The 24,676-nt window shown below is 72.7% G+C and carries 27 protein-coding genes and 1 pseudogene; 17 read left to right on the top strand and 11 right to left on the bottom strand.

From position 1 onward, the window contains the following. Positions 1–25 precede the first annotated feature (25 nt). Genes ACFYYW_RS38040 through ACFYYW_RS38050 form a run of 3 tightly spaced genes read left to right on the top strand, consistent with a single transcriptional unit; the run spans position 26 to position 2,247 of the window. Positions 26–748 (top strand): pyrimidine reductase family protein, encoded by a 723-nt coding sequence (locus tag ACFYYW_RS38040; RefSeq protein ID WP_387656575.1) that lies wholly within the window; start codon positions 26–28, stop codon positions 746–748. Then, positions 745–1,881: an ATP-dependent DNA ligase gene (locus ACFYYW_RS38045; protein ID WP_352363783.1), complete on the top strand. Its 1,137-nt coding sequence runs from the start codon at positions 745–747 to the stop codon at positions 1,879–1,881. The genes ACFYYW_RS38040 and ACFYYW_RS38045 overlap by 4 nt, the downstream gene beginning before the upstream one ends. Positions 1,882–1,908: 27 nt before the next feature. Next, the gene (locus tag ACFYYW_RS38050; RefSeq protein ID WP_352325688.1) at positions 1,909–2,247 is read left to right on the top strand and encodes a hypothetical protein; all 339 of its coding nucleotides are present in this window, start codon (positions 1,909–1,911) and stop codon (positions 2,245–2,247) included. Between the two features lie 25 nt (positions 2,248–2,272). Here the strand turns inward: ACFYYW_RS38050 and pgeF are convergent, their stop codons facing one another. Continuing rightward, complete coding sequence (pgeF, locus tag ACFYYW_RS38055) at positions 2,273–2,980, bottom strand: peptidoglycan editing factor PgeF (RefSeq protein ID WP_387656578.1); 708 nt, start codon at positions 2,978–2,980, stop codon at positions 2,273–2,275. A gap of 96 nt (positions 2,981–3,076) precedes the next feature. Beyond that, positions 3,077–3,682 carry a GNAT family N-acetyltransferase gene (locus ACFYYW_RS38060; protein ID WP_387656581.1) on the bottom strand — a complete coding sequence of 202 codons (606 nt, stop codon included), beginning with the start codon at positions 3,680–3,682 and terminating at the stop codon, positions 3,077–3,079. 57 nt (positions 3,683–3,739) lie between these two features. On the opposite strand from ACFYYW_RS38060, the gene ACFYYW_RS38065 reads away from it, so the two are divergent. Continuing rightward, positions 3,740–5,185, top strand: coding sequence for an aldehyde dehydrogenase family protein (locus ACFYYW_RS38065; RefSeq protein ID WP_387656584.1), 1,446 nt, complete (start codon positions 3,740–3,742; stop codon positions 5,183–5,185). Between the two features lie 17 nt (positions 5,186–5,202). Continuing rightward, on the top strand, positions 5,203–6,090 hold the full coding sequence (locus tag ACFYYW_RS38070; RefSeq protein ID WP_352325682.1) for a tetratricopeptide repeat protein: 888 nt from the start codon (positions 5,203–5,205) through the stop codon (positions 6,088–6,090). 65 nt (positions 6,091–6,155) lie between these two features. On the opposite strand, the gene ACFYYW_RS38075 is transcribed toward ACFYYW_RS38070, so the two are convergent. Next, a complete protein-coding gene (locus ACFYYW_RS38075; RefSeq protein ID WP_352325681.1) occupies positions 6,156–6,557 on the bottom strand; it encodes an RNHCP domain-containing protein in 402 nt (133 codons plus the stop codon). Between the two features lies 1 nt (position 6,558). Further along, positions 6,559–6,927 carry an RNHCP domain-containing protein gene (locus ACFYYW_RS38080; protein WP_352325680.1) on the bottom strand — a complete coding sequence of 123 codons (369 nt, stop codon included), beginning with the start codon at positions 6,925–6,927 and terminating at the stop codon, positions 6,559–6,561. A gap of 320 nt (positions 6,928–7,247) precedes the next feature. Between ACFYYW_RS38080 and ACFYYW_RS38085 the strand changes: the two are divergent. Both ACFYYW_RS38085 and ACFYYW_RS38090 read left to right on the top strand, forming a co-directional pair. Next, positions 7,248–8,174: pseudogene (locus ACFYYW_RS38085) on the top strand (acyl-CoA dehydrogenase family protein); the annotation flags it as partial. 241 nt (positions 8,175–8,415) lie between these two features. Further along, on the top strand, positions 8,416–9,360 hold the full coding sequence (locus tag ACFYYW_RS38090; protein ID WP_387656588.1) for an acyl-CoA dehydrogenase family protein: 945 nt from the start codon (positions 8,416–8,418) through the stop codon (positions 9,358–9,360). Here ACFYYW_RS38090 and ACFYYW_RS38095 read toward each other — a convergent pair. Continuing rightward, complete coding sequence (locus ACFYYW_RS38095; protein ID WP_387656590.1) at positions 9,320–9,856, bottom strand: YceI family protein; 537 nt, start codon at positions 9,854–9,856, stop codon at positions 9,320–9,322. The two genes, ACFYYW_RS38090 and ACFYYW_RS38095, sit on opposite strands and share 41 nt — an antisense overlap. A 148-nt stretch (positions 9,857–10,004) precedes the next feature. Here ACFYYW_RS38095 and ACFYYW_RS38100 point away from each other — a divergent pair, with 148 nt between their 5' ends. From ACFYYW_RS38100 to ACFYYW_RS38115, 4 genes are all read left to right on the top strand, one after another. Continuing rightward, on the top strand, positions 10,005–11,180 hold the full coding sequence (locus tag ACFYYW_RS38100) for a sensor histidine kinase (protein WP_387656593.1): 1,176 nt from the start codon (positions 10,005–10,007) through the stop codon (positions 11,178–11,180). Further along, the gene (locus ACFYYW_RS38105; protein ID WP_387656596.1) at positions 11,177–11,824 is read left to right on the top strand and encodes a response regulator; all 648 of its coding nucleotides are present in this window, start codon (positions 11,177–11,179) and stop codon (positions 11,822–11,824) included. The genes ACFYYW_RS38100 and ACFYYW_RS38105 overlap by 4 nt, the downstream gene beginning before the upstream one ends. Before the next feature lie 106 nt (positions 11,825–11,930). Beyond that, positions 11,931–12,125: a hypothetical protein gene (locus ACFYYW_RS38110; protein ID WP_352365625.1), complete on the top strand. Its 195-nt coding sequence runs from the start codon at positions 11,931–11,933 to the stop codon at positions 12,123–12,125. Between the two features lie 5 nt (positions 12,126–12,130). Next, the gene (locus ACFYYW_RS38115) at positions 12,131–12,943 is read left to right on the top strand and encodes an MBL fold metallo-hydrolase (protein WP_352325672.1); all 813 of its coding nucleotides are present in this window, start codon (positions 12,131–12,133) and stop codon (positions 12,941–12,943) included. Positions 12,944–13,295: 352 nt separating this feature from the next. On the opposite strand, the gene ACFYYW_RS38120 is transcribed toward ACFYYW_RS38115, so the two are convergent. After that, positions 13,296–13,868, bottom strand: a complete 573-nt coding sequence (locus ACFYYW_RS38120; RefSeq protein WP_364389941.1) for a hypothetical protein — start codon at positions 13,866–13,868, stop codon at positions 13,296–13,298. Positions 13,869–14,215: 347 nt separating this feature from the next. Here ACFYYW_RS38120 and ACFYYW_RS38125 point away from each other — a divergent pair, with 347 nt between their 5' ends. After that, positions 14,216–14,515, top strand: coding sequence for a hypothetical protein (locus tag ACFYYW_RS38125; protein ID WP_352365619.1), 300 nt, complete (start codon positions 14,216–14,218; stop codon positions 14,513–14,515). Between the two features lie 230 nt (positions 14,516–14,745). On the opposite strand, the gene ligD is transcribed toward ACFYYW_RS38125, so the two are convergent. Continuing rightward, a complete protein-coding gene (ligD, locus tag ACFYYW_RS38130; protein ID WP_352325042.1) occupies positions 14,746–15,756 on the bottom strand; it encodes a non-homologous end-joining DNA ligase in 1,011 nt (336 codons plus the stop codon). Here ligD and ACFYYW_RS38135 point away from each other — a divergent pair. Together ACFYYW_RS38135 and msrB are read left to right on the top strand one after the other, a co-directional pair. Next, positions 15,750–15,848, top strand: coding sequence for a PT domain-containing protein (locus ACFYYW_RS38135; protein ID WP_387656601.1), 99 nt, complete (start codon positions 15,750–15,752; stop codon positions 15,846–15,848). The genes ligD and ACFYYW_RS38135 overlap by 7 nt on opposite strands. Before the next feature lie 290 nt (positions 15,849–16,138). Continuing rightward, positions 16,139–16,540: a peptide-methionine (R)-S-oxide reductase MsrB gene (gene msrB / locus ACFYYW_RS38140; RefSeq protein WP_352325044.1), complete on the top strand. Its 402-nt coding sequence runs from the start codon at positions 16,139–16,141 to the stop codon at positions 16,538–16,540. Positions 16,541–16,723: 183 nt separating this feature from the next. On the opposite strand, the gene ACFYYW_RS38145 is transcribed toward msrB, so the two are convergent. The 3 genes from ACFYYW_RS38145 to hemG all read right to left on the bottom strand — a co-directional run bounded on the left by ACFYYW_RS38145 (position 16,724) and on the right by hemG (position 19,975). After that, complete coding sequence (locus ACFYYW_RS38145) at positions 16,724–17,692, bottom strand: hypothetical protein (protein ID WP_387656604.1); 969 nt, start codon at positions 17,690–17,692, stop codon at positions 16,724–16,726. Positions 17,693–17,864: 172 nt separating this feature from the next. Further along, a complete protein-coding gene (gene hemQ / locus ACFYYW_RS38150) occupies positions 17,865–18,566 on the bottom strand; it encodes a hydrogen peroxide-dependent heme synthase (protein WP_387656606.1) in 702 nt (233 codons plus the stop codon). A gap of 5 nt (positions 18,567–18,571) precedes the next feature. After that, positions 18,572–19,975, bottom strand: a complete 1,404-nt coding sequence (hemG, locus tag ACFYYW_RS38155) for a protoporphyrinogen oxidase (RefSeq protein ID WP_387656609.1) — start codon at positions 19,973–19,975, stop codon at positions 18,572–18,574. A gap of 123 nt (positions 19,976–20,098) precedes the next feature. Between hemG and ACFYYW_RS38160 the strand changes: the two genes are divergently transcribed. After that, the gene (locus ACFYYW_RS38160) at positions 20,099–21,064 is read left to right on the top strand and encodes a DUF4349 domain-containing protein (RefSeq protein WP_387656612.1); all 966 of its coding nucleotides are present in this window, start codon (positions 20,099–20,101) and stop codon (positions 21,062–21,064) included. Between the two features lie 3 nt (positions 21,065–21,067). Here the strand turns inward: ACFYYW_RS38160 and hemE are convergent, their stop codons facing one another. Then, entirely contained in the window at positions 21,068–22,066 is a 999-nt protein-coding gene (gene hemE / locus ACFYYW_RS38165; RefSeq protein WP_387656869.1) for a uroporphyrinogen decarboxylase, read from the bottom strand. Between the two features lie 654 nt (positions 22,067–22,720). Between hemE and ACFYYW_RS38170 the strand changes: the two genes are divergently transcribed. Further along, positions 22,721–23,317: a DUF3000 domain-containing protein gene (locus tag ACFYYW_RS38170; RefSeq protein WP_352325050.1), complete on the top strand. Its 597-nt coding sequence runs from the start codon at positions 22,721–22,723 to the stop codon at positions 23,315–23,317. A gap of 45 nt (positions 23,318–23,362) precedes the next feature. Further along, entirely contained in the window at positions 23,363–24,577 is a 1,215-nt protein-coding gene (locus tag ACFYYW_RS38175; RefSeq protein ID WP_352325052.1) for a ribonuclease D, read from the top strand. The last annotated feature ends 99 nt before the right edge of the window (positions 24,578–24,676 follow it).

Raw genomic sequence — 24,676 nt, forward strand, 5'->3', positions numbered from 1 at the left:
CGGTGGGGTGTGCCAAGGTAGAGGAGTGCGGCGCATCTATCCCGACTTTCAAGACAATCCGGACATCCCCGAGGCGTACGCCTACCCCGAGGGGCGGCCCTGGCTGCGGCTCAACATGGTGTCCAGCGCCGACGGCGCGGCGTGGCTGCAGGGGCGCTCGGGCGGGCTGTCGAGCAGGGGCGACAAGCGCATCTTCGCCGTCCTGCGCGGGTTGTCCGACGTGATCGTCGCGGGCGCGGCGACCGTCCGCACCGAGGGCTACGGCCCGGTCAAGCCGCGCGCCTCCTGGTCCTCGATCCGGGCCGGGCGTCCCGACGTGCCGCCGATCGCGGTGATCACCCGCAGCCTCGACCTCGACCTCGACGGCGAGCTGTTCACCGACGCGACCAACCCGACGATCGTGATCACCTGCGAGTCCGCCCCCGCCGAGCGCCGCAAGCTGGCCGGCCGGCGGTCCGACCTGATCATCGCCGGCGACGACGGCGTCGACATGCAGCTGGCCGTGCGCGAGCTGCACGAGCGCGGCCTGACCCGCGTCCTGTGCGAGGGCGGCCCGCGCATCAACGCGCAGCTGTCGGCCGACGACCTGATCGACGAGTTGTGCCTGTCGGTGAGTCCCATGCTGGTCGCGGGCGGCGCGGCCCGCATACTGAACGGCGTGGCCGCGCAGGTCCCGCTTGACCTCCGCCAGGTCCTGGAAGAGGAGGGGGTCCTCTTCTGCAGATACACGAGGGAGCAGAGCCCATGACCGAGCAGCCCGTCGAAGAGCCGGAGCCGGTGCCCAACCTCCCGGTCCGGCCGCCCGTGCCGCCGATGCTGGCCAAGCCGGTCAAGGCCATGCCCAAGCAGGACGGCACTCTGTTCTACGAGCCCAAGTGGGACGGCTTCCGCTGCATCGTGTTCAGGGACGGCGACGAGGTCTACCTCGGCAGCCGCAACGAGCGTCCGTTCACCCGGTACTTCCCCGAGCTGGTCGAGGCGGTCAAGGCCGAGCTGCCCGGCAAGGTGGTGATCGACGGCGAGATCGTGCTGCCCCGAGGGGCGCAGCTCGACTTCGACGCCCTCCAGCAGCGCATCCATCCGGCCGCCTCGCGGGTCAAGCTGCTCTCGGAGCAGACGCCGGCCCAGTTCATCGCCTTCGACCTGCTGGCCGTGGGCGACGAGTCGCTGATGGAGGAGCCGTTCTCCGAGCGGCGTCGGCGGCTGGAGGAGCTGTTCCCGCACCAGGGCGGGTCCGTCCGGCTGACCCCGGTCACCACCGCCGACGAGCAGGCGCGCGAATGGTTCGACGCCTTCGAGGGCGCAGGGCTCGACGGCATCATCGTCAAGCCGGGCGACCAGCCGTACGTGCCCGACAAGCGCACGATGTTCAAGGTCAAGCACGAGCGCACGGCCGACGTCGTGATCTGCGGCTACCGCGAGCACAAGACCGGGCCCATCGTCGGCTCGCTGCTGCTCGGCCTCTACGGCGACGACGGCCGGCTGCACCACGTGGGCGTGGCGGCCTCGTTCCCCATGGCGCGCAGGGCCGAGCTGGTGGAGGAGCTCAAGCCGTACCTGGCGGAGCTGAGCGAGCACCCGTGGGGCCACTGGGCCGAGCAGGCCACGGCCAACGCCGGGCAGCCGGCGGCCGGGCCCGCGACCGGCGGGCAGCGGGTGCCGGGCGCGGTGTCGCGGTGGAACGCCAAGAAGGACCTGTCGTTCATCCCGCTCCGGCCCGAGCTGGTGATCGAGGTGGCCTACGACCAGATGGAGGGCGACCGGTTCCGGCACACGGCGCACTTCCGGCGGTGGCGCCCTGACCGCACGCCCGAGTCGTGCACGTACGAGCAGCTGGAACGGCCGGTCAGCTACGACCTCGACGACATCCTCGCCCGTTAGGGGGCAAAGCGGTCTAGGCTCTCCCCTATGACCACCGGTGATGAGCTCAAGGCGGCCGTGTCCGCGCGACGCGACCTCGGCCCCGACTTCGAGGACGCGCTGGTGGAGTCGTTCCTCGACAAGGTGGGCCAGGAGGTCGACCGGCGGGTCGACGAGCGCCTGGCCGGCGCGGCGCCGCGGGCCAAGGCGCCCGCCAGGGGGTCGGACGGGCAGCGGCTGGCGCTGGCGATCGTCTCGCTCTCCCTGGGCACGCTCTCCACGGTCGCGCTCGCCTTCGCGGGCGGCGGGCGGGCGATGGCGCTGATCCCGATCTGGGTCGGGATCATCATCGTGAACGTCGTCTTCAACGGCTCCCGCGAGAAGTAGCCCCTCCGCGGGGCGGGCTTGCGGGTCAGGTCAGCCAGATGAGGCCGGCGAAGCGGCCGCCGGGCTGTTCGCGGCGGTGGGAGTAGAGCTCGGCGGACTCGATGGTGCAGCGCGCGTCGTGCCGTACGTCGGCGACGCCCGCCGCCCTGAGCTGGGACTCGATCCCGGCCCGCAGGTCGAGCGCCGGCGTCCCCCACGACGTCGTGGACCACGTCGGCGGCACCTTCGAGGCGACCTGCTCACGCAGCTCCCCGGGCACCTCGTAGCAGCGGCCGCAGGCGCCGGGGCCGATCAGCGCGACCATCCGGCCCGGCCGGGCGCCCTTGGCCGCCATGGCCTCGACCAGAGCGGTGGCCACACCCGCCTCGGTGCCGGGACGTCCGGAGTGGGCGGCGCCGACCATACGCGCCTCGGCGTCGGCCACCAGCACGGCCGGGCAGTCGGCGCCCAGCGAGGCCAGCGCCAGGCGCGGCTCGGTGGTGAACACGCCGTCGAGCGGCGGCGGGTCGTCGCCGAACGGCTCGCTCACGTACGCGACCTCGGCGCTGTGGACCTGGCGCATGTAGACGACGGCGCGCACGCCCAGCTCGGCCGCCAGGCCCTCGCGGTTGGCCCGTACGGCCGCCGGGTCGTCGCCGACCATGCCGCCGAGGTTGCGCGAGCCGTACGGCGGGGCGCTGACCCCTCCGTGGCGGTCGGTGACGACGGCGTGCACTCCGGGGGCCAGCAGCATGCCCCGATCCTAGCCGGGTTGCGGCGAGAAGCCGGGCCGCGGTGAGGAGCCGGGTTGAGGTGAGGTGCCGGGTTGAGGGGTGAAGCCAGGCTGCGGTCAGGAGCCGGGCTGCGGTGGGGAGCCGGGCTGGGGAGAGGAGCCGGGGCCGCCTGGGGAGGAGCCGTGCAGGATGGTGCCGGGCGGGCGGCCGAGCTCCAGGTACATGTTCACCTCGTCGAAGCGCCACTCGCCCACCTCGACCACGTTCGGCAGCCGCCCCCACTCGCGGAACCCGAGGCTCTGGTACAGCGCGATCGCGCCGTGGTTGTTGCCGCGCGCCCGCAGCGTGAGCGTCTCGATGCCGGCGGCGCGGGCGTCGTCCGCCAGGCCGGACACCACCACCCGGCCGAGCCCGAGCCCGCGCGCCTGCGGGTGGGCCATGACCTTGCCGATCTCGCCGGAGTGCCGGAAGACCGCCTCCTGGCCGCGCCGCCACAGGCCCATGGCCTGCACCGTGCCGTCGACCGTGGCCAGGGCGAGCCGCCCCTCGCCCGTCCTGGCCATCGCGAGCGTGGCCTCCACCCAGGGGTCGGTCTCGTCCCTGGTGGGCGGCGCGAGGTAGCCGACCGCGCCTCCCAGCTCGACGACGGCGTGCAGCACGCGGTGGACGGCGGCGAGCAGGGGCTCGTCGGCGGTTTCCGGCCAGGTCAGGTCGATTTTCACGGAAGACCATTATGCCCCGATCGCTCCGGGGCTGGTCTGCTCGTAGCAAGCAAGCATATGCTTGGGCGCGTGCCTGACTACCGCAATCTCATCGGCGGCGAGCTGGTCCCCGCGGACCGGACGATGGACACCGTCAACCCCGCCACGGGCGAGGCGTGGGCCCGGATCCCGGCCAGTGGCGCGCGCGAGGCCGAGGCCGCCGTCGCGGCGGCGCGGGCGGCCTTCCCCGCCTGGTCGGCCATGCCCGCGCTGGGCCGGGCGCACTTCCTGCGCAAGGTGTCGGAGCTGTTCGCCCGGCACGCCGAGGAACTGGCCCGGCTGGAGACCCGCGACAACGGCCGCATCCTGCGCGACACGCTCAAGAAGGACCTGCCGGGCATGGCCCACCTGTGGCAGCTGGCCGCCGGGCAGTGCCTGGAGGCGGTCAAGGGCGACACCGTCCTGCTCGGGCCCGACACGCTCGGGCTGACGCGGCGCGAGCCGTACGGGGTGGCGGTCTGCATCATCCCCTGGAACTCCCCCATCTCCACCTTCTCCGCCAAGGCGGCCTACGCCCTGGCCGCCGGGAACACGGTGATCGTCAAGCCGGCCGAGCAGGCCAGCGCGTCGGTGCTGCGGCTGGGCGAGCTGCTGGCCGAGGTGTTCCCGCCCGGCGTGCTGAACATCGTCAGCGGGCTCGGCGAGGAGGTCGGCGACGCGCTCGTCCGGCACCGGGACGTCGGCAAGATCAGCCTCACCGGCTCCACGGCCACCGGCCAGGCCATCACCCGGGCCTCGGCGGACGCGCTGAAGCCGCTGACGTTCGAGCTGGGCGGCAAGTCGCCCAACATCGTCTTCCCCGACGCCGACCTGGACGCCGCCGCGCAGGGCGTCACCGTGAACTCCGTCTACACCGGCAACGCCGGGCAGGTGTGCGTGGCCGGCTCGCGCATCCTCGTCCACCGGTCGATCTGGGACGACCTGCTCGGGCGGATCAGGCACATCTGCGCCGGGCTGGTCCTGGACGACCCCCTCGACCTGGCCACGACCATGGGCCCGATCGTGTCGGCCGGGCAGTTCGAGCGGGTGCGCTCGTACCTGGAGACGGCCGAGAAGGAGGGGGCCGAACTGGTCTTCGGCGGGCGGTCGGGGGCCGAGGTGGTGCCCGGCCTGCCGGGCGGCTACTGGGTGGCGCCCACGCTCTACACGACCGAGGACAACGGCCTGCGCATCTGCCAGGAGGAGATCTTCGGGCCGGTGGCGGTGGCCATCCCGTTCGAGAGCGACGAGCAGGCGCTGGAGATCGCCAACGACTCGCCGTACGGGCTGGCGGCCGGGGTGTGGACGCGGGACCTCGGGCGGGCGCACCGGTTCGTGCGGGATCTGCAGAGCGGCACCGTGTGGGTGAACACCTACCGCCAGATGCCGCCGGGCCTGCCGTTCGGCGGCGTGAAGGACAGCGGGTACGGCCACGATTCCGTGCTGGAGTACACCAGGGAAAAGGCAGCCATCATCCAGATTTAGTTAGATAGATTCCCTCCATGAGCGAGGGGATCAACGACCAGTCCGAGCTGACCGAGCTGTCCGAGGCAGCCGCCCAGTCGCGCGCGTCCGTGCTGCGCAGCCGAGCCGAATCGTACATCGCGCTGTCGCGGCACGAGGCCGCTATCGCCGATCTGACCGAGTCGATAACGCTGGTCCCGGACAACGCCCGGGCCTGGCGGCTGCGCGGCGAGAGCCATCGGGTCATCGAGCGGTACGAGGCCGCCCTGGCCGACTTCGACGAGTCGTTGAGACTGGAACCCGACAGCGCGTACGCGCTGGGCTCGCGCGGGCAGGCGTACGCGGCGCTCGGCCGGCTGGAGGAGGCGATGGACGACTTCGACCACGCGCTCACCCTCGCCCCCGAGTCCCTGTGGATCCTGGAGGCCAAGGCCGACGCCCTGGTGGACATGGACCGGCTGGACGAGGCCCTGGACGAGCACGCCAAGATCATCGCGTTGAACGAGGAGCTGGCGTACTCGTGGGTGGCGCGCGGTGACCTGTACCAGCGCATGCACCTCTACAGCGAGGCCATCGCCGACTACACCAGGGCCCTGGAGGCCGACCCCGACCACGTGCGGGCGCTCAGCCGGCGCGGCGAGGCGCTGCGCATGATCGACCGTTACCAGGAGGCGCTGGGCGACCTGAACCGCGCGGTCGAGCTCGACCCCGACAACGACCGCGCGTTCGGCAGCCGGGGCGCGGTGCTGAGCGAGATGGGCGACAACGAGGCCGCGCTGCGCGACCTGGACCGGGCCATCGAGCTGGACCCCGAGTACATCTGGGCCTACCGGGTGCGCGGCGAGATCTTCCAGGAGATGGAGCGGCACGAGGAGGCGGTGAGCGACTTCACGCTGGCGCTGCGCCTGGAGTTCGGCGACGACTAGGCCGTCGCGAGGGGCGGGCCGCCCCGTGAGGGCGGCCCGCCGTTGGCACTTGAATGCGCCTGTCGTCAGAGCGCCAGCAGGGCGTTCACCGGCAGGCGGCTGTCGGACAGCGGCCGTACGGCGATGCGCAGCAGGGCCAGCGCGTTGTCGTCGCCGGCGATGCGGTTGGCGCTGAGCCCGCCGCACGCCTGGCAGTGGTGGATGATCAGCCACTCCCCGTCCGTCCTGACGGTGACGCTCAGCGCCGCCATCGGGCCCCGGCAGCCCGCCCGCCGGTCCCCCGGGATCCGGTGGTCGACGTGCAGGCTGGTCAGGCAGTGCGGGCAGTGGTTGCGGTGCGCCGTGCCCGGCGCGTCCATCGGTACGTCCAGCCGGCAGCCGACGCAGCGGAACGCGTCGCCGCGCTCGCCACGTTGCACCGCCTTGGGCTGTTGCGGCCTGGCCCGGCCAGGGTTCCTCCTGGGCATGTCACAGGTCGCCGAACGCTTCGAGCGGGAACGGCGGCTGCGCGAGCGGGCGTACGGCCATGCGCATGAGGATGAGCTGGTTGTCGTCCCCGCAGATCGGGTTGGACGTCAGCTCGCCGCAGCGCGAGCAGCGATGGATGATCATCCAGTCGCCGGTGCGGAGGACCGCGATGGAGATCGGGTTCATCCGCGACCTGCACTCCGACGGGCCGCCCTCGACCCGGTCGAGCACGTGCAACGAGTGCAGGCAGCTCGGGCAGTGGTTGCGGCGGACGCCGCCGGGCGCGTACGCGGCGACGGTCAGGCCGCAGCGGACGCAGGCGAAGGTGTCGGTGCTGATGATGGAACGAGGTTTGCCGTTGGCAGACAACCTGGGTTCTCCTTGCCGGATTTGTCGTGAAAAAAGGCAGCAAGGGAGCGCCGAGCGGGCCTCACAGGCACGCTGGTGTCACAGGCGGTCCGGGCCCACTGAGGCCAGGGCTTCAGATACTCGTCCTCAGGCTCTGGAACACAGGGGGGCGGGCACACCCGTGACACGGAGAGGCGCGCTGGGCGCCGTGCCGGGCATCAACCCACCTCCAAAAATCGCACCGGACGGGACGGTTGCCAGGGTAATCACCCCCGACGGTCGCACGCCAACGGTTTTCCCGGGCCCTGGAGATCGACCGAATATCGTTCTAGTGTTCGTCCATGGGGATCGGGCTGACCGAGGAACACCGGGCGCTGGCGGACTCCGTGCGGGGGCTGGCGGGGCGTACCGTCGAGCACCGGGCGCTGGCCGGGCAGGGGCTGCTGGGCCTGCACCTGCCGGAGGAGCACGGCGGGCAGGGGTACGGGCTGGTCGAGCTGTGCGTGGCGCTGGAGGTGCTGGGCGAGCTGCGGGTGGCGGGGCCGTACCTGCCGGTCGTGCTGACCTCGGCGGCGCTCGCCCGGTCCGGGAGGCCCGCGCCCGGCCTGCTGCGCGGGCTGGCCGACGGGTCGCTGACGGCGGCCGTCGCGCTCGGGCCGCTCGCCCTCGGGACGGCCGGGGCCGACCTGTTCCTCGTGCCGCACGGTGACGGGTGGGCGCTGCTCGACCGGGCCGGCGTGCGCGCCGAGCCCGCCGAGGGCGTCGATCTGGACCGGGAGCTGTGCGCGGTCACGCCCGTCATGGGCCGCGACGTCCCGCCGGAGCGCCTGCTGGGGCCGGTGCCGGTGCGGGAGCTGGCCGCGGTGCTGCTCGGCGCGGACGCGTGCGGCACCGCCGCCTGGGCGGTCGGCACGGCCGCCGCCCACGCCAAGGTACGCGAGCAGTTCGGCCGCCCGATCGGCCAGTTCCAGGGCGTCAAGCACCGGGTGGCGGCCGCCCTGGTGGCCCTGGAGCAGGCCCGCGCCGCCGTCTGGGACGCCGCCCGCGCCTTGGACACTCCGCCCACTGACAGACCGGGCGCGTCCGGCGCGTCCGGCTCGCCCGGCGCGTCCGGTGCGCCTTCCGGATCCGGCGGGTCCGGCGGGTCCGGCGGGCTCCGGGACGATGTGCGGCTGGCCGTCGGGGTGGCGGCCGTGCTGGGGCCGGACGCGGCGGTGCGCTGCGCGGCCGACGCCATCCAGGTGCTCGGCGGCATCGGCTACACCTTCGAGCACGACGCCCACCGCCACTACCGACGCGCCCTGTCCGGCCGCATGCTCGCCGGCGATCCGGGGCCGTGGGCCGAGCAGGTCGCCGAGCTGGCCCTGGCGGGCGTCCGCCGCGCGATGGAGCCCGATCTGCCCGAGGAGTCCGTGCCGCTCAGGGAGGCGATCAGGGCGGAGGCCGAGTCGTTGCGGCGCGAGGAGCCGCTCGCCCGGCTGGGCCGGTTCGCGCGGGGGGGGCTGGATCATGCCCTACCTGCCCAGGCCGTGGGGCCGCGCGGCCACCCCGCTGGAACAGGTGATCATCCACCAGGAGTTCCGCGACCTCAGGCGTCCCAACCTGGGGATCGCCGCCTGGGCGGTGCCGTCCATCGTCACGTACGGCACCCCCGAGCAGCAGGAGCGTTTCCTGCCCAGGACGTTCACCGGCGAGCTCGTGTGGTGCCAGCTGTTCAGCGAGCCGGGCGCCGGGTCCGACCTGGCCGCTCTGTCCACCAGGGCCGTCCGCGTGGCGGGCGGCTGGTCGCTGACCGGCCAGAAGATCTGGACGTCCCTCGCCCAGTACGCCCACTGGGGCATCTGCCTGGCCCGCACCTCCCCCGGCAGACCCAAGCACGAGGGGATCACGTACTTCCTGGTCGACATGTCCGCCCCGGGCGTCACGGTCAGGCCGCTCAAGGAGATCAACGGGGACGAGATCTTCAACGAGGTCTTCCTCGACGACGTCTTCGTCCCGGACGACCTGGTGGTGGGCGAGGTGGACGGCGGCTGGCGGGTGGCCCGCGACACGCTCTCCCACGAGCGCGTCGCGCTCGGCGACTCCTGGGGTCCGGGCTCCCGGCACACTGACATGATCCGGCTGATCGGGACCCTGCCGCCGCTGCGGCAGTCGCAACGCGAGCAGGCGGGCCGCCTGTGGGCCGAGGGCCAGGCGATCTCGGCGCTCGGGCTGCGCGTGACGCTGTCCAGGCTGGCCGGGGCCGACCCGGGGCCCGCCTCCAGCGTGCGCAAGCTGCTCGGCATGCGGCACGCGCAGGCGGTCTCGGAGTTCTGCTGGTCGCTGGCGCCGTCCGACCGCCACTGGAACCGCATGATCCTGACCACCCGGGCCTTCACCATCGGCGGCGGCACCACCGAGGTGCAGCTCAACATCATCGCCGAGCGCGCGCTGGGCCTTCCGCGCGATCCGTGACGCCCGCCCGCACGCACCTGACCTCGGCCGACATCGCCAGGTGACGGGCGGCGATCCCGGGCATGGCGGTCACCCCGAAGGCGGTGCGGTCCACGCGTGCGGCGACCACGACGGTGAAGCCGTTCGCGGTCACGTCGCAGTGCTCGACGGTGAGGGTGAGCGGGCGCTCGACGCCGGTCACGGTGAGTGTGCCGGTCAGCGTGCCGTCGGCGGCGGGGCCGCCGGCGAAGGTGATGACGGGGTGGCCGGCGGCGTCGAGGAAGCGGGCGGAGCGCACGGTCTCGTCGCGCCGGTGGTTGCCGGTGTGGAAGCCGGCGGCGTCGATCTCCACGCGCACGCGGGAGTCGGCGAGCGGTTCTGCGACGTCCACGGTGCCGCCCCTGACGTCGAAGGTGCCGCGGACGCGGGCGAGGCCGTACAGGTGCCGGGTGGTGAAGCGGATCGCGGAGTTCTCGGTGTCGATCTCGTAGCGGCCCAGCGGGGGGAGGTTCGTCATGGGTCCATTGCACGGCGGCGGGGCGGCCGTACGGCAGAGCGGGCCGTCGGTGGTGGGGGCGACGATCGGCGGGAGCGCATGCGACTTTCGTATGGTTTCCCACTTACCCGATATTTACGGCATACGGGGATGTCGTAGCGTTTGCGGCATGGGTGAAGGGGCGTGTCGCCGTTCCCTCGTGCTGGACGTGGGCATCGCGAGCGGCTTCGCGCTGCTGGACACCGGTTCGACGCTGCTCGGCCTGTCGTGGTGGCCCGAGCGTCCGGGTCCGCTCGCCTGGGCGCTGCTGGCGGTCCAGGCGGCCGCCTGCCTGTCGCTGGTGGCCCGCCGCCGGGCGCCGCTGACGGTCCTGGGCGTGCTGGGGACGTACACGCTGGTGGTGACGTTGCTGATCTCGCCGGTCGGGCTGCTGGTCCCGGCCGGGCAGGGGAACGTGTGGGCGCCGTTCGCGACCATCGCGGCGGCCTACGGACCGCTCTACGACCGCAGGGACCGGCGGATCGCCGTCGCCGCGCTGGCCGCGTACACGATGGTGATCGCGCGGGTGTGGGACCCGTCGGCAGGGGTGCTCATCGACGGGGTGCTGCGCACGGCCGTCGGCCCGCTGCTCGCGCTCTACCTCGACGGACGGCGGCGGGTGCTCAGGATGCTGGTCGAACGCGCCGAGCGGGCCGAACGCGAGCAGCACCTGCTGGCCGAGCAGGCCCGCGCCGAGGAGCGCGCCCGGCTGGCCGGCGAGATGCACGGCGTCGTCACCCACCGGGTGAGCCTCATGGTGCTGCAGGCCGGCGCGCTGCGGGTCACCGCGGCCGACGAGCACACCCGGCAGACCGCCGAGGAGCTGCGGGCCGCGGGCTGCCAGGTGCTCGACGAGCTGCGGGACCTGATCGGCGTCCTGCGCACCGCGCCGGAGCCGGACGTGCCGCCGACCGCGGCCGACTTCGCCGCGCTGGTCGCCGAGTCCGCCTCCGTGGGCACCCCGGCCGAGCTGGTCGAGGAGGGTGACCGGGCGCTGGCCTCGCCGGTGGTGGGGCGCACGGCGTACCGGATCGTGCGCGAGGCGCTGACCAACGTGCGCAAGCACGCGCCGGGCGCGCGGGTGCAGGTGCGGATCGAGTACGGCCAGGCGCGGGTACGGCTCACGGTGCGCAACACACCGCCGACCGGCCTGCCCGGCGGCCCCCTGGCCGGCACCGGCTCCGGCCTCGGCATCGCCGACCTGCGGCGGCGGGTCGAGGTCGTGCACGGCACGCTGCGCGCCGGGCCGGCCCCCGACGGCGGGTTCACCGTCGAGGCCGTTCTCCCGGCGTACGTGGCGACATGATCAGGGTCGTGGTCGTGGACGACGAGCCGATGGTCTGCCGCTTCCTGCGCACCATCCTCGGCTCGGCGCCCGACATCGAGGTCGTGGACGAGGCCCACGACGGCGCCGCCGGCGTCGAGGCGGTCGTGCGCAGCCGTCCGGACGTGGTGCTCATGGACCTGCGCATGCCCCGCGTGGACGGGCTCACCGCGATCGAACGCCTGGCCGAGCTGCCCCGGCCGCCGGTCGTCGTGGTGCTGACGACGTTCGACGCCGACGAGTACGTACTGCGCGCCCTGCGCGCGGGCGCGGCCGGCTTCCTGGTCAAGTCCACGCCGCCGGAGGATCTGATCGGGCTCGTCCGGGTGGCCGCCGAGGGGCACACCGTGCTGTCGCCGATCGCCGCCCGCAGGCTGGTGGCGGCCTCGACCGCGGCGGACCCGGCCCGCGCCCGCGCCCGCGAGCTGCTGGAGTCGCTGACGGAACGCGAGCGCGAGGTGCTGGCCTGCCTCGGCGAGGGGCTGTCGAACGCGCACATCGCCGCCCTCCTCCACCTGGCCGAACCCACCGTCAAGGGGTACGTGTCGCGCCTGCTGGACAAGCTGGGCTGCCGCAACCGCACCCAGGCGGGCCTCATCGCACACGACGCGGGCCTGACCAGGTAGGCGCCACGGGCGGAGGGTTTGGCGGAGGGTTTGGCGGAGGGTTTGGCGGAGGGTTTGGCGGCGGAGCAGCGAGGTAGGTGATAAGCCGCAAAGGGGGACAAAAGCCATGAGTAATCCGCAACAGCCCGAACTTCGCCGGTCGGGTAAGTCCGGCGCGAACGCGAAATCCACCGACGCCGTGCCGGAGTCCAAGAGCGGCGGCAAGCGGGCCGGCCGCCCGCACGGCAGCGACAAGGGGCACAAGGGCGGCGGCAAGGGCGGCGGCGTGCCTCCGGGCCAGCACCCGCCGTATCCGGGGTGAGCCGGATGAAGGGCAGCCTGCAGTTCATCGGCAACGCGACCACGCTGATCCGCTACAACGGCTTCACGCTGCTGACGGATCCCAACTTCCTGCACCGCGGCCAGCGGGCGTACCTGGGCTACGGCCTGAGCTCGCGACGGCTGAAGGACCCGGCCATCGACGTGTCGGACCTGCCGCCCATCGACGCGGTGGTGCTCTCGCACCTGCACGGGGACCACTGGGACCGGGTGACGGAGAAGGGCCTGGACAAGGGCACCCAGATCATCACCACCCGGCAGGCGGCGCGCACGCTGCGCCGCCGCGGCTTCGGCCGCAGCACGGGCCTGGAGGTGTGGGAGCAGCACGAGCTGAGCGGCCCGCAGGGCAGCGTGACCGTCACCGCCCTGCCCGCCAGGCACGCGCCCGGCCCCGCCGAGGCGCTGCTGCCGCCGGTGATCGGGACGATGCTGGAGTTCCGCGGCCCCGAGGGCCTGGTGGAGCTGCGCCTGCACATCAGCGGCGACACCCTGCTCGACCGCCGCCTGGAGGCGATCCCGCGTCGTTTCCCGGAGGTCGACCTCGCGCTCGTGCACCTGGGCGGCACCCGCCTGCTCGGCACCCTGCTGGTCACCATGGACGGCGAGCAGGGCGCGACCTGGGTCGACCTGATCAACCCGCACACCGTGGTGCCGGTGCACTACGACGACTACGGCGTCTTCAGCTCACCGCTGGACGACTTCCGGCACCACATCGAGCAGGTGGGCCTGGCCGACCGGGTGGTCTACCTGGAACGCGGCGAAACCCGCGAACTGGCGCCGCACCACCTCGTACGCCGCTGAGCCTGCCGCCGAGCTCCCGCCGAGCTCCCGGCGAGCTTCTGGCGAGCTTCTGCTGAGCTCTCGCTGAGCTTTCCGCTCCGCACCCGTCCGGGGCCGCTCCCGGACGGACCTGCACCCGTCCGGGCTGTTCCCGGAGGGGTGCTGCGGCGTTTCCGCTGGGGTGAGGATTCTTCTACCTGGAGGAGGAATCTCCTACCGGGAGCGGAAGTTACCTATCCGATTTCTCCCCCGGCGGGGGTTACGGGAGTTACCTTCGTTCTCGGCCGCACCTCCTGTGCCGCCGCACGGCCGGGCCGTCGGGCCCCGTCCCAGGCGCCGGGTCCGGCCGTGCGGCCCACAGCCGCCGGCCGCCTCAGGAGAGCTTGGCCAGCTTCTCCGACGTCCGCTGGAACGCCTTGCCGGTCCACTTGTAGGTCTGGCGGACGAGCAGGTCGGGGCAGCACCGGGGAGCCTTGTCGCTGACCACCTTGCCGCTCAGGCGCACCTCGCCGTGCTGGACGGCGACGGTCTGGGTCTTGAAGTACCGGTTCTTGCCGAGCGTGCCGATCAGACGCGGGGCCGAACGCCGGGACGCGCCGTCGTAGACGAAGGCCGTCACCGGGTTGCCCGCCGTGGGGCTCGGGCACGACGAGGTGACAACGGTGTCGGGACGCCCGTCCCGCGTGAGGTCGCCGACGGCGGCCACGCGGGCGCGGACGACGTACCACTTGTCCTTCGGGCCCGGCTTGGGGCAGTGCAGCGCCCGCTCCACGACGGGCGCCCAGTCGAGGCCCCGGAACGGGTCGGTCGCCGCCGGGCCGGTCGCGGCGAAGGCGGCGCCCGTGGCGAGGATCGGCGCCAGTGAGGTCGACAGGGCGACGGTCGACGCCCAGACGCGGAGTCGGCGGGCCATCGGGCTGCTCTTGTGCGTGGCGCTTGAGTTCATGACCGTTTCGATGCGGGAAACGCCTGACAAGTTCGGCCCGAAACGCGTGACCTCCGGCTTCATGCCGTCCGGAGGTTTCGCCGTCCCGCCCTCCGGAGGGTTTCGCCGTCCTGCCGTCCGGGGCGTTTCGTCACGTGGAAGGGGCGCAGGGGTTTGTGGGGACTCGACCACATTCTCGGAAGCGTCGTCCCAGCGTTACGCGCGACACGCCCAGACCTGCGGCTCTCATCCTGTACCAGGTCACGATCGCCACCGCCGTTATCGATCTGAGATGTTCACCTATGTCTCCACCTCGCCCCCTGCCCAGGCAGCCGCCTGGCCGAGGCCGGAACGGAAGGACACCTCACATGCGCCCAGCCACCCGCGCAGCCCTCGTCACCCTCGCCGTCACGTGCTGCACCTTCAGCTCGTTGCCGGCCTGGGCGGCGCCGGCCGGGAACGCGCCGTCGTGCGTGACCGTCTGGCAGAACACCGGGACCATCACCAAGACCGGTTACGCCCGCAACGACTGCGGCTACCGGCTCCGACTGAAGATCATCTGGGCGCGCGGGACGGACGGCGCGTGCCAGACCGTGGACCCCGGCGAGACCATCTACTCGCGCGTGCCGCGCGGCGTGCGCACCTTCGACGGAGCCGACACCTGCTGACCGGCTCCCGCGAAAAGGCCGGCCCCCGACGCGGGCCGGCCTTTCGCGTTGCCGTCGGGCCGGGAGCCGGCCTTTCGGGTTGCCGTCGGGCCGGCCTTTCGGATTGCCGTCGCCCCGGGGGCCGGCCTTTCGGGTTGCCGTCGGCCCGGGGGGCCGCCGTTCGGGTTGCCGTCGCCCCGGAGGTCAGCCGTCGGTGACCGAGACTCCCGCTGCGCCCGACAAGTGGGTGATCACTTCTCCTCCGGCGCGTTCCTGGCCTTGCTGGGCTGGACGCGCTTGGGCTCGCCCGGCATCTTCGGGTAGTTGGGCGGGTAGGGCAGGTCGCCGCGGTCGTCGGCGGCGTACATCTCCAGCAGGGGCTCGATCGAGTACGCCCGGTCGTCGATGGCCGCGTGCACGTCGCCCAGCTTGGCGAAGCGGGCCGGGACGGTGCGGATGTCGAAGTCGCGCGGGTCGGCGTCGGCCAGCTCGTCCCAGGTGAGCGGGGTCGAGACGGGGGCGTGCGGGCGGGCCCGGACGGAGTAGGCGCTGGCGACGGTGCGGTCTCTGGCGTTCTGGTTGAAGTCGATGAAGACGCGGTCGCCGCGCTCCTCCTTCCACCACGCGGTGGTCACCAGGGCGGGGTCGCGGGCCTCGACGGCCCTGGCCAGCGCGATGCCGGCGTGCCGCACCTGGACGAAGTCCCAGCGGGGCTCGATGCGGACCGCGATGTGCACGCCGCGGTTGCCCGACGTCTTGACGAACCCCGCCATGCCCAGCTCGTCGAGCACCTCGCGGGTGCGCTCGGCGGCCCGGCGGGCAGCGTCGAACTCCAGGCCGGGCTGCGGGTCGAGGTCGATGCGCAGCTCGTCGGGGTGCTCGACGTCGGCGGCCCGCACCTGCCAGGGATGGAAGTCGATCGTGCCCAGGTTGGCGCAGTAGGCGATCGCCGCCACCTCGGTCACCCGGAGCGAGTCGGCGGTGCGGCCGCTGGGGAAGGTGACCGTGACCGACTGCAGCCACTCGGGATGCCTGGGCGGCATGCGCTTCTGGTAGATGGCCTCGGTCTGGACGCCGTCGGGATGGCGCTTGATGTTGGTCGGCCGGTCTCTGAGCGCGCGCAGGGCCCCCTCGCCGACGCTCACGTAGTACTCGACCAGCTCCCGCTTTGTCGCCCCGATCTCCGGGAAGTAGACCTTGTCGGGATTGGTGACCTTGACGGTCCGCTCCCCCACCTTGAGCTCTATGAACGGCGATGCCATGCCACCGAACCTACTCCCCCGCCCCGACAGAACAGCCGACGACAGAGCCGACAGCCGAGCCAACAGCCGAGCCGACCAAAGAGCCGACGTGAGAGGTGGGCCCGTCCCGGAGCCGCGTCGGTGGCGGGACCGGGGCTCGACGGGACGGACCTAAGATCATCCATCGCCGTTCCGGGCGCTGGCGCGCCACCCGGCCGGCCATCTCGGGTCGCCAGCGGCGCCAGCACGGGCGTGGGCTGTGCCGCTACGGCGAGCCGCGGACGATCTCACCCCTTGGCAGGAGGCGATGACACCCCCTTACCGACAAAGACGCGAATTCGGCCGAGAAAGGATGCTTCACCCTCCGGAGATCTCTTTTTGCCGGATCTCGTAGTCTGGACGCATGGACAAGGTGGTCAAGAGCGAGGCCGAATGGCGGGCCAGGCTTTCTCCTGAGGAGTTCCACGTGCTCAGGGAGGCCGGGACCGAGCGCCCGTTCACGGGGGAGTACGTCGACACCAAGACCGAGGGCGTGTACTCGTGCCGCGCCTGCGGCGCCGAGCTGTTCCGGTCCGACACGAAGTTCGAGTCGCACTGCGGATGGCCGAGCTTCTTCGAGCCGTCGGGGTCGGAGGCGGTGAGGTTGATCGAGGACAACAGTCACGGCATGGTGCGCACGGAGGTGCGCTGCGCCCGCTGCGACTCCCACCTCGGTCACGTCTTCCACGGCGAGGGTTATCCGACGCCGACCGACGATCGTTACTGCATCAACTCGGTCTCCCTGAGGCTCGAACCCAAGGGGTGATCGATCAGCGACAGAGCGTACCGATCGTCCACAAGGGGTAGGGGCCTGCTTGTGGGCCGTGTCCATCTTCGCCACCGCTGGGTGACGATTGAGACGATCGGGCGGGTCGTGACTCAGCGGTGCGAGGTGTGCTCGAAGACAAGGGTCCGGGTGCGCTAGCCGGCCCGCGCCTCCCGGCCCGCGTCAGTTCGGCCGGGGGTACGTGACCCGGCAGTTGTGATCGGACGGGCCCAGGATGTTGGCGAGGACGGGGTTCCCGTTCTCGCCGAACTCCGCCTGCACGAACACGATCGGGCGCTTCACGCCGTTCGCCCTGAGGTACTCCAGGCCGCGTTTGCACAGCGTGATGGCCGTGGCGGAGTTGTCGGCGCTGTCCGGTAAGTTCGTGTAAATCCGCAAATATCCGCCTACGGTGCGGATGTCCTTGAGGTGTTTCATCGCCTTGTCGCCCCGCCCCCACCGGGCGCGGAAGTACTCGGCGGCCTCCCGGTCGGTGTGCCGCGACGGCCCGTCGGCCTTGTAACCGCCCGAGTCGCCGCCCTTGGCGTCGCCCTTCGCATCGCCCGGCTCGTCGGCCTCGGGCAGGCTGACCTGGGCGTCGCCGGTCTCGGTCTTCCCCGTGACGGTGTCCGGCCCGCCCTGGACGGCGTCCGGCTTCGCGGCGGGGTCGGCGGCGCCGGTCCTGGCGGGCTTCCCTGAGCCGGCAGGGTCGGCGGCCGGCGTGCTCGGCCGGGCCTGGCCCTTCGGCAGCTCGCGCGCCTCCGCGGCGCCCTTGCCGCTGGCCGGCGCCCGTCCCGGGTTCGCCGGGACGCCGCCCTCGGCCGCCGGGTCCTGCCGGGCCGTGGCGCCCTCCGCGCCGGCTGCGGCTCCGGAGGCGGTGACCGTTCCGCCGAGCGCGCCGTTCAGGCCGAGCAGCAGCGCCACTCCCCCGGCCAGCGCCACCGCGCCCGCCGCCAGGCCCCTTGTTCCCGTACGCCCGCGCCGCCGCCGCCCACGCCGCCCGCGTCCCGTACGCACCTCCGCCGGGCCGCCGGTACGGGACTCCGCCCGGCCGCCGGTCTGCCGGGCGGCCGGTGGCGTGTCCGGTAACGCCGCATGACGGCCCGGCGCGCGCCGGCGCCCGGGGCCCTGACCTTCCGCGGACTGTTCCACCCGGCCCTCCTAGCCCCTGCGTGGCCCGTGCCACCGACGTCACGCCACCGAAAGGGAATTCACCCTCGATTGTGACAAAGGGGATAGATCACTTCAGGGAGATCGTCAAGTTGGCCTCGATGTCCCTGACCGCCCCATGGCCGCCCTTGGCCGCCCCTGGCCGCCACGATCGCTAGGGCAGGGCCGCGACCAGCTCCTGCACCGGCTTGCGGGCGCCCGTGTAGAACGGGATCTCCACGCGGGTGTGGCGGCGGGCCTGCGCGCCGCGCAGCGTGCGCATCAGGTCGACGATGCGGTGGAGCTCGTCGGCCTCGAACGCCAGCATCCACTCGTAGTCGTTGAGCGAGAAGCAGGCCACGGTGTTGGCCCGCACGTCGGGGTAGTCGCGGGCCATCCGGCCGTGCTCGGCCAGCATCGCCCGCCGCTCGGAGTCCTCCAGCAGGTACCACTCGTAGGAGCGCACGAACGGATAGACGCTGACGTACGCCCGCGGCTCCTCCTCGGCCAGGAAGGCCGGGATGTGGGACTTGTTGAACTCGGCCGGCCGGTGGAGCGCCATGGCCGACCAGACCGGCCTGCTGTGCCGGCCGAGGCCGGTGCGGCGGAACCGGGAGTAGACGTCCTGGAGGTCCTCGGGCGTGGGCGCGTGCCACCAGAACATATAGTCGGCGTCGGCACGGAAGCCGGCGACGTCGTAGACCCCCCTGGTCACGACGTCCTTCCCGGCCGCCTGTGCGAGCAGCTCCTCGACCTCGTCGGCCATGTTCTCCCGGTTGCCCGGGACCTGCTCGGTCACCTGGAAGACCGACCACATGGTGTAACGGATCACCTGGTTGAGATCGCGGGCCTTCAGCCGCGGCGCGCCCTCTGTCATGTCCCTCATTCTCCTTCTCGCGACAGGTGGTCCAGAATCCGGGCCGCGGCCGTGCGGGCGGTCGCGATGCAGGCGGGGACCCCGATGCCGTCGTAGGCCGCGCCGCACACGGCGAGCCCGGCGGCGCCCGAGACCGCGGCGCGCACCCTGGCCACCCGGTCGAGGTGGCCCACGTTGTACTGCGGCAGCCCGCCGCCCCAGCGGGTGACCCGGCTGTCGACCGGCAGGCCGCGCACGCCGATCACGTCGGCCAGCTCGGCCGTGGCCAGCGACACCAGCTCGGCGTCGTCGCGCTGGAGCAGGTGCTCCTCGCCGATCCTGCCGACCGAGCAGCGTACGAGCAGCAGGTCCTGGGCCAGGTGGGGCCACTTGACCGAGCTGAACGTCACCGCCTTGACCGGCCGGCCCTCCACCGGCGGCACCAGGTAGCCGCTGCCCGTCGGCGGCTGCTGGAGCGCGCCGATCGGGTAGGCGAGCGTGACGACGGCCATGCTGGCGTATTCGATCCTGGCCAGCTCGGCGGCGGCCTTGGGCACCTCGGCCTTGAGCAGGCGGGCGGTCGCGGGCGCGGGCGTGGCCAGGATCACGGCGTCGGCCTCGATCACCTCGGGGCGCGGCACCGGCCCGGCGACCAGTCGCCAGCCGTGCTCGGTGCGGTGGAGCTCGCGCACGGTCACGCCGGTGCGGACGTCGGCCCCGGACGCCTTGACCACCGCCTCGGGCAGGCCGCCCAGGCCCTGGCGCAGCGTCGTGAAGACCGGCCCGCCGTTCTTGGGCGCCTCCTCGACGATGTGCCGGGCGGCGTTCAGCAACGAGCGCTCACCCCTGGCGACGGCCGCGATCTGCGGCATCGTCGCCTCCAGCGACAACATGTCGGAACGGCCGGCGTAGACCCCGCCGAGCAGCGGCTCGACCAGGCGCTCGACGATCTCGCCGCCCATCCTGGCCCGGATGTAGGAGGCCACGGACACGTCGGTGCGCACCAGCGTGGCGGGCAGGACCTGGTCGAGCGGCACCCGCAGCAGGCCGCCGGGCGAGATGATGCCGGACTTGGCCAGCTCCGCCAGGTCGGCTGGCACGCCCATGACGTGCCCCTTCGGCATCTGCCGCAGCGCGCCCCTGGAGTAGACGGCCGACCGCACGGTGCCGGGCAGGACCAGCTCGTCCTCCAGCCCGACGGCCTTGGCCAGCTCGACGCCCTCCGGCCGCCGGGCCAGCATGGCCTCGGCCCCGGCGTCGAGGCTCACCCCCGCGACCTCGGAGGCGTGCAGCTTGCCGCCGAGGCGGGGGCTGCCCTCCAACACGGTGACCTTGACCTGCTCGCTCGTACCCTGACGGAGGAACCACGCGGCCGCCAGGCCGGAGATCCCGCCGCCGATGACGACGACGTGCGCCCGTTTCCCTTCCACGTCTCCTGACGCTACCGCCTCGGCCGACCGCCCAGCTGATCGGGGCACGTGACCCTACCGTGATGTATGTCGCCAAACCGGGGTGATCCCGTTTCCGTCATAGAGGGCATGAGGAGAATCCGGTTGGGCATCGCGGTCTCGGCCTGCGCCACGCTGCTGCTCGCGGGCTGCGGCGGCGGCAACGTCGAGATGGCGTCGGGCGGCTCGCCCGCGGTGGCCTCGCAGGCCATGGCCGCCCCCGAGGCACGGGACCTGGCCGCGCCGAGGAAGCAGGCCGCGCCGCAGGACGGCGACAGCGCGGTCGCCGGCGTCAAGCCGGCCCAGCGGCAGCCGGACCGGCAGGTGATCTACACCGGCAGCATGACCGTGCGCGCCAAGCAGGTCACCGCGGCCGCGCAGCAGGCCAAGCAGCTCGTCACGGCGGCGGGCGGCTACCTGTCGAAGGAGGAGGCCGAGTCGGCCGGCGACACCGAGGACACGGCCCTGCTGGAGTTCAAGATCCCGCCTGCCCGGTACGCCGACGTGACCGCCAGGCTCGGCAAGGAGCTGGGCAAGCAGCTCTCGATGACCCAGGGCACCCAGGACGTCACCCTCCAGGTCGCCGACGTCGAGAGCCGGCTGAAGTCGGCGCAGAAGTCGCTGGAGTCGCTGCGCACGCTGCTGAAGAAGGCCGAGACCATCGGTCAGGTGCTGCAGGTGGAGCGGGAGATCAACTCCCGCGAGGCGGACCTGGAGGCGTTGCAGGCCCAGCAGAAGGAGCTGTCCACCCAGGTCGCGATGGCCACGCTGACGCTCCGGCTGGTCGGGCCGGTGGCCGTGGTCGAGGACCCGGCCGAGGAGCCGGCGGGCTTCCTCGGCGGGCTGAAGACCGGGTGGGAGGCGCTGGTGTCGTTCACCAAGACGGCGCTGACCGTGTTCGGCGCGCTGCTGCCGTGGCTGGTCGTCCTGACGCCGCTGGTGGCCGCGGCGGTGTTCCTGGTGCGGCGCAACCGCGCGCGCCGTCCCGCGCCCCCCGCCGGGCCCGACCCGGCCGAGCCGGCCGCCCCCGACCCCGCCGAGCCCGCCGAGCCCGGGCCGTCGGCGGCGTGACGGTCAGACGCCCGCTTCGTGCACCAGGTCGGTCAGGCGCTTGAGCTGGTCGGGGTCGGTCGAGGGGAGCACGCCGTGGCCGAGGTTGAACACGTGCCCCTCGGCCGCCGCGCCGCGCCGCAGCACCTCGCGGGCCCTGCGCTCCACGACCTCCCACGGCGCGAGCAGGATCGCCGGGTCGAGGTTGCCCTGCAGCGCCTTGCCCGGCCCGACGCGCCGGGCCGCCTCGTCGAGCGGCACCCGCCAGTCGACGCCCACGACGTCGGCCCCGGCCTCGCCGAGCACGCCGAGCAGCTCGCCGGTGCCCACGCCGAAGTGGATGCGGGGCACGCCCGCGACGCCCTCGAAGATGCGCCGGGTGTGGGGCAGGACGAACTCGCGGTAGTCCTCCGGGGCCACCGCGCCCACCCACGAGTCGAAGAGCTGGATCGCCGAGGCGCCGGCCGCGATCTGGATGCGCAGGTGCTCCAGCACGATGTCGGACAGGCGTTCCATGAGGGAGTGCCACAGGGCGGGCTCGCCGTACATCATGGCCTTGGTGCGGTCGTGGTTCTTCGACGGGCCGCCCTCGATGAGGTAGGAGCCGAGCGTGAAGGGCGCGCCGGCGAAGCCGATCAGCGGGGTGCCGCCCAGCTCGCCGACCAGGGCCGAGATCGCCTCCGTCACGTAGGGCACGTCGTCCGGCTCCAGCGGGCGCAGCGCCTGCACGGCCCGCGCGTCGCGGATCGGGTCGGCGACGACCGGGCCGACGCCCGGCTTGATGTCGAGGTCGACGCCGATGGCCTTGAGCGGGACGACGATGTCGCTGAAGAAGATGGCCGCGTCGACGCCGTAGCGGCGCACGGGCTGCATGGTGATCTCGACGATCAGGTCGGGCGTCGCGCAGGCGGTGAGCATCGGCACACCCTCGCGGACCTTCAGGTATTCGGGCAGCGAGCGCCCGGCCTGCCTCATGTACCAGACCGGGGTGTGCGGGACGGGCTGCCTGCGGCAGGCGCGCAGGAAGGCTGAGTCGGCGAGATTCACCCTCCAAGGGTGCCATGGCGCCCGGTCGGCCGGGACATCGGACGCGAGGTGACCTGATCGGCCGGGACATCGGCGCGAGGTGTCGGAAAAACATGCATTGGATACCCAAAATCATGATCAGATAGCCAGATGAAGGTTTACCGGTCTGCCCGGCAGCGGCGTCGCACACGGGTCGAACACACCCCATGCCCGCCCAGAGAGCCGGTCTCGACTGGACCAAATGTTCACCAACCCACCGCGCGGCATCGATTCAGCGACCACTTTCGGGACACGCCGAGCGCGTTGCGGGGAATTGTCAGCGGCTCGTGCCAACGTCGGAGCCACGACCCGAAGAAAGGCCCCGGTTCGATGACTGGTGCGATGACCGCGTTGTGGAGTTCCCCGGAGGTTCGCAGCGAGCGCTGTGCTGCCTGCGCCGGCGAGCGGCTGTTCGAGCAGCCGCCCTGCTTCGACGGACACGGTCCTGGCGAGTGCCCGGAATGGGCCTGCGCCGAATGCGGCCACGCGATCCTGCTCGGCTCGGCCGAGACCACCCGACCGGTTCGCCAGCTGGTTACGGCAGCGGCTTGATCACCAAGGATGAGCACCCCCGTGGTCCCCTTCCGTCCGTCCTCGACCTACGCTTCGGCTATGACCCTCGGTGACCAGCCACCGCCGCCCGCCGCGTTCACCCGCGCGGCGCAGAGCCTGCGGCTGTCCGAGGTCAGGCCGGAGATCGAGCTGGAGGACCTCCCCGCGCCGCAGCGGCTGGCCCCCTACTCGGCCGCCATCGGCGCCTCGGTCTACCGCGACGACGACGAGCTCGCGGTCGGCCGGCTGATCCTGCTGTACGACCCCGACGGCCAGCGCGGCTGGGAGGGCCCGTTCCGGCTGGTGGCCTACGTCCGGGCCGACATGGAACCGGAGATCACCTCCGACCCGCTGCTCGGCCCGGTCGTGTGGAGCTGGCTGACCGAGGCCCTGGAGGCGCACGAAGCCGACTACTCCGCCGCGGGCGGTACCGTGACTAGAGCCGTGTCCGAGGGTTTCGGCAACAAGGCGGAAGATCCCGTCACGACCGAGCTCGAGCTGCGTGCTTCCTGGTCGCCTGCCGATGAGGATCTGTCCGGCCACGTCGCCGCCTGGTGCGACCTCATGTGCCTGGCGGCGGGGATCCCGCCGCTCCCGCCCGACGTGGCCGCGCTGCCACGCCGACGTGATGATCCGGAGAGTGACCGTACGAAGTGAGGGCACCAGTCAAGACAGCACCAGCGTCATGAGGTCGGTGAGCTCATGACAGAAGAACGCACAGTCGAGCCCCTGCTCGAACCCCGCGAGGGCATCCCCCCGGTGATCGCCGACGCGCAAGGGCTGGCGCGGGTCGTCGACGCCTTCGCCGCGGGCACCGGGCCCGTGGCCGTCGACGCCGAGCGCGCCTCCGGCTACCGCTACGGCAACCGGGCCTACCTGGTCCAGCTCCGCCGGGCCGGAGCCGGCACCGCGTTGATCGACCCGGTCGGCTGCCCCGACCTGTCGGCGCTCGACGCCGCGCTCACCGGCACCGAGGTCGTGCTGCACGCCGCGTCCCAGGACCTGCCGTGCCTGATGGAGGTCGGCTTCAAGCCGCGCGAGATCTTCGACACCGAGCTGGCCGGCCGGCTGCTCGGTTACGAACGCGTCGGGCTCGGCACGATGGTCGAGACCGTGCTCGGGCTGCGGCTGGAGAAGGGCCACTCGGCCGCCGACTGGTCCACCAGGCCGCTGCCCGAGGACTGGCTGCGCTACGCCGCCCTCGACGTCGAGGTCCTGGTCGAGCTGCGCGACATGCTCCACCAGGAGCTGGCCGCGTCGGGGAAGCTGGAGTGGGCGCGCGAGGAGTTCGCGGCCGTGCTCAACACCCCGCCGCCGGTGCCGCGCTCCGACCCGTGGCGGCGTACGTCGGGCATCCACAAGGTGCGCAACGTGCGCGCGCTGGCCATCGTGCGCGAGTTGTGGACCATGCGCGACACGATCGCCAGGGAGAACGACCTGGCCCCCGGCCGGGTGCTGCCCGACGCCGCGATCGTCACCGCCGCCCTCGAGGGGCCCCGCACCAAGAAGGCCCTGACCGAGATCTCGGCCTTCACCGGCCGCAGCGCCCGCCGGTACATGAACGACTGGCTGGCCGCCGTCAACCGGGCCCGGACGTTGCCCGACGGCGAGCTGCCCCAGCCGAGCACGCCCGGCGACGGGCCGCCCCCGCCCAACCGCTGGGCCGACCGCGACCCGGCGGCGGCCAAGCGTCTGGCGGCGGCGCGGGCCGTGGTGGCCGCGCTGGCCGAGGAGCACCGCATGCCCACGGAGAACCTGCTCCAGCCCGACGCGGTGCGCAGGCTCACCTGGGAACCCCCCGCCGAGATCACCGACGAGAGCGTGACCGCGCGGCTGCGCGCGCTCGGGGCGCGTGAGTGGCAGCTCTCGCTCGCGGCCCACCCCATCGCCAAGGCGCTGGCCCGGCTCGACGGCTAGCTCCCCCGCCGGCGCACGGGCGGAGGGTCCGCCTCCGCCCGCCGGCGTCGTCACCGTCCCACTTGACGCTCGCAGGGGGACGGCCGTACGTTTCGGGAA

The sequence above is a fragment of the Nonomuraea sp. NPDC001831 genome (assembly GCF_042892035.1).
In the GTDB taxonomy this organism is placed as follows: Bacteria; Actinomycetota; Actinomycetes; order Streptosporangiales; family Streptosporangiaceae; genus Nonomuraea.